Origin of the sequence: Salegentibacter sediminis (assembly GCF_002078605.1) — a bacterium.
Taxonomy (GTDB): domain Bacteria; phylum Bacteroidota; class Bacteroidia; order Flavobacteriales; family Flavobacteriaceae; genus Salegentibacter; species Salegentibacter sediminis.
On the sequence record NZ_MSJR01000002.1, the window covers coordinates 320,246 to 336,371 of the forward strand.

General features: G+C 32.6%; 14 protein-coding genes. All 14 read left to right on the top strand.

The features are described from left to right. Window positions 1–31: 31 nt before the first annotated feature. A complete protein-coding gene (locus tag BUW93_RS05695; protein WP_198536982.1) occupies window positions 32–1,192 on the top strand; it encodes an ATP-grasp domain-containing protein in 1,161 nt (386 codons plus the stop codon). A 14-nt stretch (window positions 1,193–1,206) separates the two neighbouring features. Next, window positions 1,207–2,025, top strand: coding sequence for a sulfotransferase (locus tag BUW93_RS05700; RefSeq protein ID WP_081210038.1), 819 nt, complete (start codon window positions 1,207–1,209; stop codon window positions 2,023–2,025). Beyond that, a complete protein-coding gene (locus tag BUW93_RS05705) occupies window positions 2,016–2,996 on the top strand; it encodes a glycosyltransferase (RefSeq protein WP_081210040.1) in 981 nt (326 codons plus the stop codon). The genes BUW93_RS05700 and BUW93_RS05705 overlap by 10 nt, the downstream gene beginning before the upstream one ends. Next, complete coding sequence (locus BUW93_RS05710; RefSeq protein ID WP_081210042.1) at window positions 2,993–3,883, top strand: glycosyltransferase family 2 protein; 891 nt, start codon at window positions 2,993–2,995, stop codon at window positions 3,881–3,883. Before BUW93_RS05705 ends, BUW93_RS05710 begins: the two co-directional genes overlap by 4 nt. Window positions 3,884–4,078: 195 nt before the next feature. Further along, entirely contained in the window at window positions 4,079–4,780 is a 702-nt protein-coding gene (locus BUW93_RS05715; RefSeq protein WP_157893289.1) for a polysaccharide pyruvyl transferase family protein, read from the top strand. Continuing rightward, on the top strand, window positions 4,781–5,683 hold the full coding sequence (locus tag BUW93_RS05720) for a glycosyltransferase (RefSeq protein ID WP_081210046.1): 903 nt from the start codon (window positions 4,781–4,783) through the stop codon (window positions 5,681–5,683). It begins immediately after the preceding gene. A gap of 18 nt (window positions 5,684–5,701) precedes the next feature. Then, window positions 5,702–6,532 (top strand): polysaccharide deacetylase family protein, encoded by an 831-nt coding sequence (locus BUW93_RS05725; RefSeq protein ID WP_081210048.1) that lies wholly within the window; start codon window positions 5,702–5,704, stop codon window positions 6,530–6,532. A 41-nt stretch (window positions 6,533–6,573) separates the two neighbouring features. Then, on the top strand, window positions 6,574–7,695 hold the full coding sequence (locus tag BUW93_RS05730; protein ID WP_081210050.1) for a glycosyltransferase family 4 protein: 1,122 nt from the start codon (window positions 6,574–6,576) through the stop codon (window positions 7,693–7,695). Window positions 7,696–7,699: 4 nt separating this feature from the next. Continuing rightward, complete coding sequence (locus tag BUW93_RS05735; protein WP_081210051.1) at window positions 7,700–8,587, top strand: GNAT family N-acetyltransferase; 888 nt, start codon at window positions 7,700–7,702, stop codon at window positions 8,585–8,587. A gap of 4 nt (window positions 8,588–8,591) precedes the next feature. Further along, window positions 8,592–10,841 carry a glycosyltransferase gene (locus BUW93_RS05740; protein WP_198536983.1) on the top strand — a complete coding sequence of 750 codons (2,250 nt, stop codon included), beginning with the start codon at window positions 8,592–8,594 and terminating at the stop codon, window positions 10,839–10,841. Between the two features lie 16 nt (window positions 10,842–10,857). Then, the gene (locus tag BUW93_RS05745; protein WP_157893290.1) at window positions 10,858–12,261 is read left to right on the top strand and encodes a glycosyltransferase family 39 protein; all 1,404 of its coding nucleotides are present in this window, start codon (window positions 10,858–10,860) and stop codon (window positions 12,259–12,261) included. Window positions 12,262–12,355: 94 nt separating this feature from the next. Further along, window positions 12,356–13,462: a glycosyltransferase gene (locus tag BUW93_RS05750; protein WP_081210057.1), complete on the top strand. Its 1,107-nt coding sequence runs from the start codon at window positions 12,356–12,358 to the stop codon at window positions 13,460–13,462. Between the two features lie 356 nt (window positions 13,463–13,818). Continuing rightward, the gene (locus BUW93_RS05755) at window positions 13,819–14,742 is read left to right on the top strand and encodes a GNAT family N-acetyltransferase (protein WP_081210059.1); all 924 of its coding nucleotides are present in this window, start codon (window positions 13,819–13,821) and stop codon (window positions 14,740–14,742) included. Window positions 14,743–15,039: 297 nt separating this feature from the next. Further along, window positions 15,040–15,954, top strand: a complete 915-nt coding sequence (locus BUW93_RS05760; protein ID WP_232778320.1) for a hypothetical protein — start codon at window positions 15,040–15,042, stop codon at window positions 15,952–15,954. The last annotated feature ends 172 nt before the right edge of the window (window positions 15,955–16,126 follow it).

Here is a 16,126-nt window from a genome sequence, read left to right on the forward strand (position 1 = left end):
AAAGTTGTTGCTGCTAGGCGGGCTAAGATATTTGATTCCAGTAATTAAGGAGGCCAAAAAACTCGGTTATTATACCATAACTTGTGATTATCTGCCGGAGAATATAGCCCATAAATATTCCGATGAATATCATAATGTTAGTATAACTGACCATGAAGCGGTTTTAGCCCTGGCACGAAAGCTCCAAATAAACGGGATTATGTCTTTTGCTGTGGATCCAGGCGTTGTATCAGCAGCCTATGTAGCCGAAAAGATGGGATTACCTGGTTGCCCCTTAAAATCAGTGGAGATTCTTCAAAATAAAGGTTTATTCAGGACATTTCTTGAAAAACATAATTTCACAGTTCCTAAGGCAAAAACCTTTAATACTTTTGATGAAGCTATTAAGGAGTTTAATACATTTAATTTGCCGGTAATAGTGAAACCGGTGGATGCAGCAGGCAGTAAAGGGGTGTCAAAAGTTGAGGAATTAGAAGATTTAAAATATGCAATTGAAAATGCTTTAACGCATTCTATTTCAGATACTTTTATTATAGAAGAATTTATAGAAGCAAAAGGGAGTCCTTCAGATTCAGATTGTTTTTCCATTAATGGGGATTTACATATTGTAACTTTCTCCAATCAATATTTCAATAGTAATTCTAATAATCCTTTCACTCCCTCAGCATATAGCTGGCCCTCAAATATTAGTAGAACAAATAAGATTGAACTTAAAAAAGAGTTACAAAGGTTAGTAACTCTTTTGAACCTTCAAACATCAATCTTTAATATTGAAGTAAGGGAAGGAAAGGATGGAAAAGCTTATATAATGGAGATGGCTCCCAGAGGAGGCGGGAATAGGTTATCTGAAATGGTTAGGTATGCAACAGGATTAAACCTAATAGAATTTGCTGTAAAAGGAGCTATGGGAGAAAAAATAACTGTACCGGAAGAAAAGCTTTATAATGGTAATTGGACAGAATTAATCTTGTTTAGTAGGAAGGAAGGGAAATTTCATGGTCTTGAAATAGATGCTTCAATAGAAGCTTTTCTAATAGAAAAAGATATTTGGATAAATAGCCGAGACAAGGTTTATCCCTTTTCATCAGCAAATTATGCAATTGGCACTTTAGTCTTTAATTTTAAGGAAAGCGAGCAAGTTGAAAATCTTATTCAAAATAGGGATAATCTTGTAAGGGTTGTGGTAAGTTAATTTAAAAAGCTAAAATGAAATTTAATAAAATTGCAATACATAGTGTACCGAGATCTGGTTCAACGTGGTTAGGTAGTATTTTTGATTCTCATCCAAGAGTAGCTTACCGATTTCAACCACTTTTTTCCTATATGCATAAAAATCAATTAAATGAAAAATCTTCATTAGATGATATTAACAGGTTTTTTAAAGATATTTTGCAAAGTACTGATGACTTTGTACTACAAAAAGATGCCATTAGAAATAGTAAAGTTCCGAATTTCACAAAAAAGACTATTACCCATATTGTATATAAAGAAGTTCGGTATCATAATATTTTAGAAAATTTATTAAAGCAGGATGATACTTCCAAAATTATAGGATTACTTAGAAATCCATTCTCTGTTATCAATTCCTGGTTACGTGCTCCTAAAGAGTTTAAAAAAGAATTGGATTGGAACATTGAAGAAGAGTGGAGGTTTGCACCAAAAAAGAACCTAAATAAACCGGAAGAGTTTAATGGTTATGAAAAATGGAAAGAAGTAACCTTTTTATTTTTGAATTTGAAGAAAAATTATCCGGAGCGATTTTATTTGGTGAATTATGATTCACTTTTAACTGATAAAAATACAGTGGTAAAGGACCTTTTTAATTTTTGTGGCCTTGAAATGACAACACAAACCTTGGATTTCTTAAATAAATCTTCAAAATTAAATAATGAGGATGCTTACTCAGTATTTAAGAAGAAGTCGAAAGATGATAACTGGCAGACAGAACTTCCACATTTCATTTTTGATGAGATTAAAGCAGATGAGGATTTTAAGGTGTTAAATAAGGTATTTAAGTGGATTTAATAGAGTTTAAAAGAAAATTTGAGCATAAAAAGGTGATTGAGGAGCCAAATTTCGTTTCTCCCAGACCCTTAGTTTCAGTTTGTGTGCAAACCTATCAACACGCTAATTTTATTAAGGAATGTTTGGATAGTATTCTGATGCAAAAAACCAATTTTGAATTTGAGATTCTTTTAGGTGAAGATGCATCTACCGACGGTACAAGAGAAATTTGTCTAGAATATGCCGAAAACTTCCCTAATAAAATAAGATTGTATTTACATCGAAGGGAAAATAACATAGGAATTGGCGGTTCACCAACCGGAAGATTTATTTTAATGACTAATTTATTTTCCGCTAGAGGTGAATACATTGCTCTTTGTGAAGGCGACGATTACTGGACCGACCCTTATAAATTGCAAAAGCAGATAGATTTTTTGGAAGCAAATCCCGAATATGTAGCTTGTTTTACCAATGCAACAATATTAAACGAAACTTCTAATATAACTAAAGATTTTATAAAATTAAAGGAGGAAAAGACATTTAAAATAAATGAAATTATTAAAAAGGGAGGCGGTTTTTTTCCAACTCCAACTTTGGCTTTTAGAAATATCATAAAGGAGTACCCAAAATTTATTTTTGAAGTTAAATCTGGAGACCGGGCTTTAAGCCTATTATTAGGTGATAAAGGCAAATTCTTTTTTTTAAATATAAACTCTGCTGTATATAGAATTCATGCTCAAGGTATTTTTTCCAGGAATCTTTTTGATAAAAGAAAAAGGAATGAAATAAATTCGAATAACATCAAATTATTAAAGGAATTTAATAGTTATACAAGGAGTAAGTATAATGGTGAAATAAAAGATGCTATTTCTTTACTATCCAAAAAAATTCTATTAAATGAATCCTGGAAAAATATATCGCGCTCAAACCTATTAAAATCCTTAAAACTTAAGGATATGGTCTCATTATTAAAAACTAAAGCTTTTAAATGATTTCTATAATAACTCCCACCTATAATCGCGCCAATTTGATTGAAAGAATGATTGAAAGTGTTATTCGTCAAACTTATTTAAATTGGGAGTTAATAATTGTTGACGATGGTAGTACCGATGAAACAGAATTATGTATAAAAGAATACCAAGATGAAAGAATCAGGTATTTTTACACAGAGAATAGCGGCGCAACAGATTCACGTAATTATGGAGTAAATCAAGCCAAAGGAGATTATATTATTTTCCTTGATAGTGATGATGAAGCCCGAAACACCTGGTTAGAGGAGTTGATGGATATTGTAAAACTGGAAAATGCCGATATTGCATTTTGCGGTTTGGAAAAATATAATGAAAAAGGAGAATTATTATCAAAAGTACTGCCACAAAAGTTGGAATATAATAAGCATATTCTGTATGGTAGTTTCTTATCCGGGACATTCCTGGTATTAAAAGAATATTTTCTTGATGTTGGAGGTTATGATATTAAACTAGCCTCAGGACAACATACAGAACTAAGATTGAGACTGTTGCCTTACTTAATTAATCGAGGAATAAATTGGGGGTATACGGAAAATTGCCTGCTAAAAGTTTATATTCATAAAGGGCCTCGAATAAGGCATAATAACTTATCTATTTATCAAGGTAGCTTAAGTATTTTAACAAAACATAAGGAGTATTTTGACTCAAATCCAACGGCCTATTATTATTTTTATTCGGTAGCCGGTGTGGCGGCTATCAGATCTGGTTATCATAAAGAAGGGAGGAAATTATTGTTAAAAGCCTTTAAAAAGAAACCTTATAAGATGAAGGCTTTATTAAGGTATATGATAAGTCACTTTCCGGAAATTCGAAATAAAATATGGGTTGTTAGAAATAACAATATTTAAAAATACTAAATGGCTTTGAACAAGAAATTAAAGAGTAAAATTTATTCACACGGAATTAAAGTAAGGAACTTATTCTCCAAGGATTTTTTTTTAAGTTTTAAGAAGGAAACCATTTTTCTTTATTATCAGGATTTCACTAAAAATTGGGGAGACTATGTAAACCCATTTTTAATTGAAAAGATTACTGGAAAAAAGGTGGTTTCTTATAAACGAAATTATAATTTTAGAAATAAAAGCCCTCTTTTTGCTATTGGAAGCATTTTAAATGGTGATTTGAACAATTCAGTTATATGGGGATCGGGTTTCATACATCCAACCGAAAAGAAAATTGGAAAACCTTTTAAAGTCCTGGCTGTTCGCGGAAAATATTCCGCTGAAATTTTGAAAAAGCAGGGCATTTCTTTTAACGGAGTATATGGTGATCCGGCGCTACTGTTTCCGAGTATTTATAATCCTTCTATTAGTAAAAAATTTAAATTGGGAATAATTCCCCATTATACAGAATTGAAAGATTTTGAAAAACATAAAGAAGAATATTCAAAAAAAAATATTTTACTAATATCTCCAATGGTTAAGGAAGATATTCACAATTTTATTGATCAGATCCTAAGTTGTGAAAATATTGCTTCGAGCTCATTGCATGGATTAATCGTAGCCGATGCTTATGGTATACCATCTATTAGATTTAAATTTAAAAATGAACTAGTTGGAGGAGATTTTAAGTTTAAGGATTATTATAGTGGGGTTGGTTTAGAAGAGCAGAGTTGTATGCATATTAAGGAGGTTAGTAATATTAATCGGGATGAAATTATAAACCAAGCCAATCAAAAACCAATTAAGTTTGATGCTCCTTTATTGAAAAACACATTAATAAATTTCTTTAAAAAGGAGTATTAGATGGAAAGTAACACAAAATTAGCTGGTTTTGTAATTACTTACAACAGGGAGGAGAAAATACTTAAAAGTACTATCGAAAAAGTTTTGAGTCAAACAATAGTTCCCGGGAAGTTACTCGTACTTGACAATGGAAGTAAAAGTAATGTTAAAAAATTAATTGAGGGTTTTAATAACCCGGTATTAGAATATCATGCAATGGGAAGTAATATAGGGCCTGCTGGAGCAGCTAATTTTGGATTAAAGACCTTAGCCTCTCAAAATTTCGAATGGATTTATTGGGGAGATGATGATGATCCTCCTCTGTTCCCTGATATTTTTGAGCATTTGATTGAATTAGGAAATTCCATTTCAAAAATAGGGGCCATTGGATCGGTTGGAGGGAAATTTGACTTTAGTAAAGGTTTATTGGTACGATATAAAGATGAAGATTTAAAAGGTTTACTGGACGTTGATTCTATTGGAGGTGGACAAAATTTATTAATTAGCGGTACAGCTTTAAGGGAAACTAAGGTTTTTCCTGATGCTAAATTATTTTTTGGTTTTGAGGAATTTGAATTCTTACAAAAGTTAAAACTGAAAGGTTATAGAATTTTAGTTAGCGGGGAATCAATGCTTAAACATAGAATTTTTAAAGACCGAAAAGGCATTCAAGTAAAACGTTCTTATTTTCTTAAGAAGAGTCATTCTGCAATAAAAAGAGACTATTACTCTTATAGAAACAATATATATATGTTTTTATATAAATTTAGAAATTGGCGTTTAGTTTTTATATTTATTTCCAGGGCTTTAGGAAAAATGTTAGCAGGATATTTAAAAGGAATTCCATATGGAAATTATAACTTCCGAATGATGTTTTTTTCCATTTTTGATGCTTTTAGAAAAAGAATGGGAAAAACATATTAATAAATAAATAATCAAAAAATGCTGTTTATTAATGGAGTAAGAGTTTTAGCCTATCATAAAGTTTCTGCAAAAGAAAACTTTAGAAGCCAAATCAAATTTTTGGTGAAATATTTTAAGATTATTTCAATTTTTGATCTATATGATAATATTTATCTTGATAAAGAGTTACCTAAAAATTCTGTTTTATTAACATTTGATGATGGGGATTATTCTATTTATCAAAATGCAATGCCAATCTTAAAGGAATTTAATATACCGGCAGTTATTTTTGTCATTACTGATCTAATTAATACCAACAAGCCATTTTGGTGGGATGAAATAAAATATTATTTAGGTGAAACTGAAGGAGAAAGAATGGTGTGGGAAGTCAAAAAATGGGATAATTTTGAACGAAAAAGGTTTTTAGAAAAAATAAGGAAAGATAGCTGCTTACCAAATAAGAATATTAAGCAACTTTCAAATCATGAGCTTAAAGAGATGTCGGACGCTGGAATAACTATTGCAAATCATTCTCATTCACACCCGATGTTTGATAAAGTCTCTGATTTGGAGCTCAATAAAGAGTTGTCAATGGCCATTGATAAACTCAAAAGCTTGAAGTTTTCTCCATTTTTCTTCGCTTACCCGAATGGAAATTTCACAATAAAGTCAGAGAATAAATTAAAAGAGTTGGGTATTCAATTAGCTTTTTTATTTGATCATAAAATAAATAGAAATAAATTAAATCCATTAAGGATTTCCAGATTGAGATTAAATGATCATACTCCTAAGTGGAAATTGATATTTATTTTATCAGGACTGCACACCAAACTTTTACCTTTTATTAAAGCAGTTAATAAAATAAAATGAAATTCTGGAAAGTTATATTAGAAGTCCTATAAAAAAGAAACATGAAAATTTTAATTTTAATAAACTCTTTCGGAAGAGGGGGAGCCGAAAAATCAACTGCATCCTTTATAATAAAACTTAAAGAAAAATATCCTGAATTAGAGTTTGTTTGTGCTTATCTCTATTTATATAATCCTGGATTTTACGATGAATTAAGAGAACATGAAATACCTTTAATCCATATCGAAGAAAGTAATTTTATCGCACGAGTTTGGCGGTTTAAAAAACTTATTAAAAAACATAGACCTCAAATCATCCATAGTGTTTTGTACGAGTCTAATATAATAGGCAGGTTTTCCTCTATAGGCTCTAAAGTGAAATATGTTGAAAGTTTAGTGAACAAGACGTATTCTATGGATAGAGATTATGAAAGTAAAATAATCAAAGCCAAGACCAAAATAATTAGAATGCTGGACAGAATTACCTCTTATGCTGTCGATTACTTTCATTCCGTTGGCTATTCTGTTGCAGACCATTATAAGGAAGTTTATGGACGTGATTTTAATTGTAAAGTTGTAGAGAGAGGTAGACCTCTACCCAAAATTGAAAAACGATCAAATACAATAAAGGATGATAAGTTAATTTTATTAACATTGGCTCGTCAGGAGTATCAAAAAGGATTATCTTATCTTTTAGAGGCAACTTTGATGAATAGAGATAAGGTTAAGTTAAAAATTGTTGGTAGGAAGGGGTCGGCCACGAAAGATTTGGTTAAATTCATTAAAAAACATGAGCTTGAAGAGCTAGTTGAATTTTGTGGGTATTTAAACGATATTAATCCAGTTGTAAAGGAAGCAGATATTTATGTATCAGCTTCTTTATATGAAGGATTACCTGGCAGTGTTATTGAAGCTATGTCTTTAGCAAAACCTCTTTTGTTGAGTGATATAGGAGAGCATCGGGAGGTAGCTCAAGAGAATATTAACGCTATGTTTTTTAAACCTAAGAATATTTTAGAGCTTTCAGAAAAGATAAATTTTTATTATGAGAATAAAAATTTGATTAATAAATATGGTGAAAAATCCTTTGAAATTTATTTAAACAAATTTACTGAAGATGCTATGACAGAAGGAATGGCAGATTTCTATTTCAATTTAATGCCTAATGTTGAATCCCAGAACTGATTAAATGGAATTTCGAGAAACTGATTACCATAAGGATATTGATGAAATTGTATTGCTTATAAGGAAAAATCTACAACCAAATTATACAAAAGAATTTCTTATCTGGAAACATCTTAATAATCCATTTGGTTCTTCCATATCCATGGTTGCAACTAACCAGGGGGTAATAGTAGGGGTAGTTTTTTATATGCGATATAACTTTTTTAATCGAAAGGGGGAGAGGATAAAATGTATCCGTCCCTTTGATGCTTGTACTTCACCTGATATGCGAGGAAAAGGTATTTTTAAGAAATTAATGACCAAAGGCCTGGAAAGATATAAGAATGATTATCAAATTCTGTTGGCTAATCCAAACTCTAATAGTCACCCCGAATTTTTAAAATTGGGTTGGAAAGAGCCTAAGCACAATTACATATATAAATTTGGATTAATCGTGCCTAAAAAATTAAAAATGGGAGAAAGCTTAATGGATATAACGAAATCGGAAAACTCTTCAGATATACTTTCCTCAAGCAATCTCTTTCAGGTTGGTAATTCTCTTAAATTTATCCAATGGCGTTACAATGATTCCAATTATAAAAAAGTGAAGTATAAATCATCAGATCAAAAACTGCTTTACGTTATTTATCGAAAGGACCGTATCAAAGGAATACCAACGGTCGTTTTATGTGATACCTATGGTGATAATGAATTACTGCAGAGAGCAGTAAAAAGAATTCTTGCCAAGGAGAAGACTCCTTTTGTATATTTTCTTGAGAATCCAATTAATAAAGAAATATCACCTGTTTTTTCATTAAAACATAAGAAGGCATTGATCGTATTTAAAGGGAATGACTATAATATTCCAAAAAACCTCGTAGTATCTCTTGGAGACCTTGAAGGCAAACTTTAATTCTGTGAATAAAATTAAAGTCTTATATATAATCGATACCCTTGAAGGCTACGGAGCTGAAAAAAGCCTGGTAGAAATAACCCGAAGTTTTACCCGCATCATTCCGGTTTTTGTACATATTTATCAGGGTGATATGCTCAAGCCAAGATTAGAAGAGGCCGGGGTTAGAGTTTACTCTCTGGATCTAAGGAAAAAATATGCCTTTAATATTGCTGTTAAGAAGCTTAAAACTATTTATTTACAAGAGCAACCCGATATTGTTCATGCTACTTTGTTTAGGTCTGAGATTATTGCCAGGAAGTTAAAAAAAGTACTGCCTCAAATTTATCTGGTGGGAAGCTTTGTGAGCAATGCATATTCCCCGGAAAGGTTTAGGAAAAAGAACACTCTGGACAAACTTAAACTTTCCTATTTTCAAAATCTTGATAAGCGATCTGCTCCTTTGGTTGATCAATTCATTTCAAACTCCGATACCATAAAAGAAAATACTTCCCGAGCCCTAGGAATAGGAATTAATAAGGTAAAGGTTATCTATAGGGGAAGAAAAAGTGCAAATTTTGATCCCTTAAAAGTTCATGGGGATCTACCGTATTTAAATAACCAAAATCAAATTCTTTTAAACGTTAGCAGGTTAATACCTTTAAAAGGGCAACTGGATCTATTAAAAGCTATGCCTCAGGTAATTAAGGTTTATCCACAAATCCAACTTGTTTTTGCCGGCCATGGCAGTTTTAGGGAGAATTTGGAACGGCACGCCCGAAAGTTAGGGATTCAGGACTATATTCGATTCTTAGGTAGAATAGATAATATTCAAAAACTATTGGTTAAAGCTGATATTTTCCTGTATCCTTCATATTCAGAAGGCCTCCCGGGAGCCTTAATAGAGGCAATGATGGCTGAAAGGATAATTATTGCCTCGAATATTCCTGAAAACCTGGAATGTGTAGATGAGAATTGTGCTTTAATTTATCAAAAAGGAAATGTTGAAGAGCTCGCTTCTAAAATTTTAAATGTTCTAAAGAATCCGGAAAATTACCAAATATTGGCCCAAAATGCCCGAAAAAAGGCAATCGAAAAATTTGAACTTGAGAAAGTGGTAGATGAATATGAAAACTTTTATTTAAAAGCCGCTCCAAAACAAAATTTGGAATCAGGTAATGTACAGGAGAAAAAGCTTAGAATTCTTCATATTATTCAAAAACCTCAAAATCGTGGGGCAGAGATCTTTGCGAGCCAATTAGCTATTCATCAAAAAAATAATGGAAATAGCGTTAAAATGATTTCGGTATTTTCAGGTAATGCAAATCTTCCCTGGGAGGAAGAAATTGAAAGCCTGAAGGCCTCCCCAAAATTGAGATTTTTAGATTATAAAGCCTGGAAAAAATTGAATGAGATAATTAAGGAGTTTGAACCCGATATTATACAGGCCAATGCCGGAGACACCTTAAAATATGCGATTTTTTCAAAAAAAATATTTGGTTGGAAAACTCCTATAATATTTCGAAATGCCAGTGAGGTGGGGCGATATTTAAAGTCCGGACTTCAAAAACGATTAAATTCCTTTTTATATAGAAACGTAGTGGGGGTAGCATCGGTATCTAAAGCTTCGGAAAAAGACTTGCTGGTTCATTTCCCTTTCTTACTAGGTAAAACTCAAGTCATTCCTGTAGGTTTGGAAAATAAAAATAGTATAGAACCAATACAACTCGAGCCTAAGAAGTCAAAACATTTAATTCATGTGGGTGGTTTCAGTTTTGAGAAAAATCATAGGGGGCTTATTTCAATTTTTAAAAAGCTTATACCCAAAGAGAATGATATAGTTTTACATTTAATTGGCGATGGTCCTTTGCTGGAAGAGATTGAAGCCTTAGTTGAAAATGAAGGTTTGAGTTCTAAGGTGAAATTTTACGGCTTTAGGGATAATCCACTTTCATTTATCAAAGCAGGTGATGCTTTAGTCTTACCCAGTATTATAGAAGGACTTCCGGGTGTTATTCTTGAAGCTATGTATTGTAAAACTCCAGTGGTGGCTTATAATGTAGGCGGAATTCCGGAGATTTTATATGATAATACCGGGGACTTAATAAAAAAAGGACACGAGGAAGACTTTGCAGAGGCCGTGGTCAATATTTTAGAAAATCCTGATTGGAATAAAACCAAGGATGCTTATGAATTGGTTACTGGAAATTTTATGAATGAAAAAATTTCAGGGAAATTTTTAGATTTTTATAACCGTATAATATGTGATACTTAAAAATATTAGAAAGATAATGCGGTTCCCTCATAATATTAGTTATTATCATTCTTCTTTGATCGGATTGATAGCTTTATTTTTAGTTGCTTTTTTTTTAAGGATTTATAATATAAATTTCCAGAGTTATTGGTTAGATGAATTAGTTTCGGCATATATAAGTGATCCCAACAATGACTTAAAGGTTGTTTTTTCTGAAACCCTAAAAGGGGGACCTCCATTATATCAACTATTATTGTGGTCTTGGTATAATTTGGTAGGTTTTACAGAACTGTCAGGAAGATTATTTTCCGCCATACTGGGAAGCCTTGCTGTAGTTGCTATTTATCACCTTGGTAAGGAAATCTTTAATAAGAAAATAGGTGCGATTTCAGGAGTTATCCTGGCACTTAATGAATTTGCAATTTATTACTCTCAGGAAAACAGAGCATATAGTCTTTTGTTGTTGTTGTCCATAGTGGCTTCAATAATGCTTTTTAAGCTTCTTAAAAGTCCTTCAAAGAAAAATTTCATACTATATTTTTTCAGTGTCATCAGTGTTTTTTATACTCACTATTTTGGTTTTTTTGTAGTCATATCTCATGGTTTATTTATAATATCATTTAAGCGAGACTTTTTTAAGCAGAATATTATAACACTTGCCGTTTTAAGCCTTTTTATATCCCTGGCTATCTTACCATTATTCTATAACCTCCTTAGCTTATCAAGATTAAATGAATTTTGGATTCAAAGTCCGCCGTGGAATTTTTGGTGGTATTATTTTATTTTTTATTTCAAGTCTCGATTTTCGGTGGTTTTGTTTGGGATTTTAATAAGTATAGCCTTAATCAAATATTATACTTATGATAAAACTATTAAGCAAGGTGTGGTTTTTTTATTATTACTGATAATTATAACTTATGCTTTATCCTTCATTCGGAGTATTTTATCAACTCCAATTTTGACAGAGAGATATACCATAATTGTACTTCCTCCCATCATACTCCTTATATCCCTAGGGATTTATGAATTAAGAAAATTTTTAATACTAAGTCTTATAGTTATTTCTCTGTCATTCTATTCAATATTTAATAGAGATTATTATTCGGAACATAAAAAAGAGAATTGGAGGCAGGTTCTAAATAAATTGAAAGAAGAAAATGATTCTCAATTACCCATTTATGATATAGTGTATGAAGGGCGGTATTTTAAAACTTATGCAAAGTTATTGAAATTAGACATTCAAATAAGAGATTATTATGAGTTTAAGGAACATAGCTTTAAAGATAAATTACCAAATGAATTTTGGATTCTTACTGCTCATCGGGATTATACCAGGGATTTAGAAGTTCTTAATGAGCTTAGTTTGGAGATAAAAAAAACATTTGATGGTTACCGGGCTAGGGCGATACTATTTACCTCTAAATCAGAGGATTCGTTTTAAAAACTTTTTTGTTTTTTAGATATCCAATTATTAAATTTTTCCAAAAAGCTTGGTTAGGCCTATTATTGAAGTAATTTTGCTCAAGAAATTTCCAATGACAAAATTAAGAATTCTTCACATTATAAAATCTTTAGGTAGAGGAGGAGCTGAAATGTTGCTACCCGAAACCCTTAAGCTTCATGATAAAGAAAAATTCGAATTTCATTATATCTATTTTCTTCCCTGGAAGGATCAGATGGTGGGAGCAATTGAAGATGCGGGCGGGAAAGTGACCTGCTTTGAGGCAAAAGATAATATTAATTTGCTTTTACAGTATAAGAAAATTGACTCATATTGTAAAGAGCATAAAATAGACCTTGTCCATTGCCATCTTCCCTGGGCCGGATTTGTCGGGCGACTGGTACATAAGAGAACCGGGATCCCGGTGATCTATACCGAACATAATATGCAGGAGCGTTATCATATCGCTACCAAGAGTATCAATAAATTCAGTTTTAATTTCCAGTCCCTGTCGCTGGGAGTATCTCAGGATGTTTCGAATTCCATTAAAAAAAATATTCAACCGAAAATTCCGGTCAGAACTTTATTAAATGGGGTTAATACCGAGGCTTTTCAAAGGTCTGAACATTCAGAGATTAGATTGCAGCTGGGAATCCCGGAAGATGCCATTGTGATTGGGAATGTGGCCGTGTTCAGGTTTCAGAAACGGCTTGTGGAGTGGTTACAGGTGATAAAAAAAATCAGGAAGAGGAATTTAAATGTTTACGGGATAATTGTTGGGGCAGGCCCATTAGAAGAGGAGATCAAAAAGGAATGGAAGGCTCTTGAACTGGAAAAGTTTGTGTTTTTTCCCGGTCTGAAAACGGATGTGAAACCTTATTTCGAGGTGATGGATATTTTTATGATGTCTTCATCGTTTGAAGGCCTGCCTATTGCCTTGCTGGAAGCAATGAGTATGGAATGTGCAGTTGTTTCTACTGATGCCGGTGGAATTAAAGAAGTTATAAGAAATAAGGAAGATGGGTTGATTGTTCCGGTGGATAAATGGCAGGAGCTCTCAGGTCAAGTTCAAGGCCTTATCGCTGAACCAGGGGAGTTAGCCAGATATAAGCTGGCAGCGCGTAAAAGAGTAATCGAAGCGTTTAGCCTAAAAAAAATGGTTGAGGAGTTGGAGGAAATTTATAGTTCGTATTCGAATTAAAGTTCAAAGTTTAAGGTTCAACCTTAGTTTAGTGATTTTAGAATGTTTGGGGTTTGATGTTTATAGTTTGTGGTTTCGTTAATTGGTTAATTCGGGATGCGTTAATACGGTTGTCAGTTTTGAGTTCTCAGTTTTGATTTCTCTGTTGAGGAAAACAACAGATTGCCGCGCTCCTTCTTTCGCTCGCAATGATGGATCTTTCAGTTGTGAGTTGTCTGTTATGCGTTCTCAGTTATTCATTGTTTAGCGGAAAGGGTTAATTTTTGAAAACGCTTAAACCGGATGTTGTTAGTCCGTGAATCAATTCGGGAATTCAATTTATAATGTTAGTTTAGTAATAGAATTAAAGGTTTAAAATGCAAATAAGAGAAGCTAATCATTCTGATATACCTGGGATTTTGAGGGTTCTAAAAGCCAGTCTTGGGGAAACTTCTTCCAAAAAAACGGAAGAGGTTTGGCGTTATAAACATATTGACAATCCCTTTGGGGAGTCTTTGGTGTTGGTGGCGGAGGAGAAGAATGAAATTGTAGGGGTACGTGCTTTTATGCGTTGGAAATGGCAACGGGGAGAAGAGGTATATTCTGCATTTAGAGCGGTGGATACCGCCACCCATCCACATCACCAGGGGAAAGGGATATTTAAAAAGCTTACTTTACAGGCTTTAGAGATAGGAAAGGAACGTGGTGATCATTTTGTTTTTAATACCCCAAATACGCAAAGCAAACCGGGATATCTTAAAATGGGATGGGAAGAAGTGGCTAAGCTCAAAATACAGTTGCGCCCTTTAAATTTACTAAATTTTAAAAACAAAGAATTAGAATACGAAACCTCAGGTGATGAAGATACTATTTCAGACCTCCTCAACACTTACGTTGAGCAATTAAAGGCAGGTGACCGACTTTTTACCCCAAAAGATTTAGCTTATATAAAATGGCGCTATCTTAATAATCCACTACAAGATTATGTAGTAATCTTTGAGAAGGAATATTTTATTGCCGGTTACGTAAAAGAAAGAAAAAGATTCAGTGAATTCAGGGTATCTGAAGCTATAGTTCCCGGGAAGGGAAAGAAACCGGCTAAATCGGCCATTCTGAAATTAGCAAAAGCATCGGGGGCAAAGGTTCTAAGTATATCTCCTGATGCCAGGATTAATTTTAAAACGGGAATTACGGGGAATTTTGGTCCGGTTCTTACCTATAAACCTATAAACCTTAATCAAGCTGAATTTTTAAATATAAAAACCTGGTCTTATAGTTTGGGAGATCTTGAATTGTTTTAGATGATAGGAGCCTTAGTCTTAATATTATTTTTATTTCTCATCAATCAGGGCCTATTCAGTTCTTTTTCAAAGAGACATAAATGGTTTTCGAAGAAATTGATGAATTCCTTGTATTTTTATCATCTTTTCTTTTTTCTGGTGTATTATACTTATGCTAGCTTCAACCGATCTGATTCTAAATTATATTTTGATCGACCCCAATGGGGGGACTCCTGGGGAGAATATTTTGGCACGAGCACTACCTTTATCGATTTTTTATCCTGGCCATTTATTAATGTACTGGGTTTCAATTATGAGATGATGATGGTTTTATTTTCCTGGTTTGGATATGTAGGTTTTGTATATGCCTATATGTTCTTTAGGGAGAATATACCTATTAAGATCAAGGTTTTTAAAAATTTTGACCTATTAATTCTTACACTTTTTCTTCCTAATATGCATTTCTGGACGGCTTCTTTAGGTAAGGGCGCCCCAATTTTTTTGGGTTTGATGATGTTTGCTTATGCTATAAAAAATCCCAAATCAAAGCTTATAACTTTAATTTTAGGTTCGGCACTAATCTATTTTATTAGACCTCATGTATTTTTATTTGTTGCAGTAGGAACGGTTTTAGGGTATATGACGGGTAAAGAAAAAATTTCATTTACGAGAAAACTTTTGATTTATATAGGAATGATTGGCGGACTAATAATGGTACAAGATCAAATTTTGGGTGTAGCTGGTCTTGAAGATTCTGAAAATCTAGTTTCTGATTTTGAAAATTTTTCAGAGGGACGCTCTCAGAAATTAGATAATGCAGGATCCGGAGTTTCCATGGATTCTTACCCATTACCATTAAAGTTTTTTACCTTTTGGTATAGACCTTTGTTTTTTGATGCACCAGGGGTTTTAGGTTTGATTGTTTCAGCAGAAAATCTAATTTATTTGCTTTTATCGTTAAAAATTTTTAAAAAGGATTTTATTTCTTTTTTAAAAAAATCTCCGATCTCTGTAAAAATGAGTTTAGTAGTTTTTTTTCTTTCTTCATTTGCTATGACATTTATAATGTCTAATCTGGGGATTATTATGCGGCAAAAATCTATGGTAATGTACTTCCTGTTCTTTGTAATCTATTATTATCTGGCGCAGAAGAAATATGATAAGGTTATGAAATTGAAACGTAGAAAGAAAGCTTTAGAAGAAATGAAGTTACGTGAGTCGGTAGTTAGTTAATTTCAGTTGTGAGTTGTGGGTTCTCGGTTTTCGGTTACCCTTCGAGATTTTTGCTTTAGAACATTCATTGTTTAGTGTATAATCTTGTATATCCCTGAAATAGGTGGCAGGAGTTTTAATTAATAAGAGTGTTCTCACTTTGTTAGCTCTGAGTTTTGTGCAAATGTTTTTA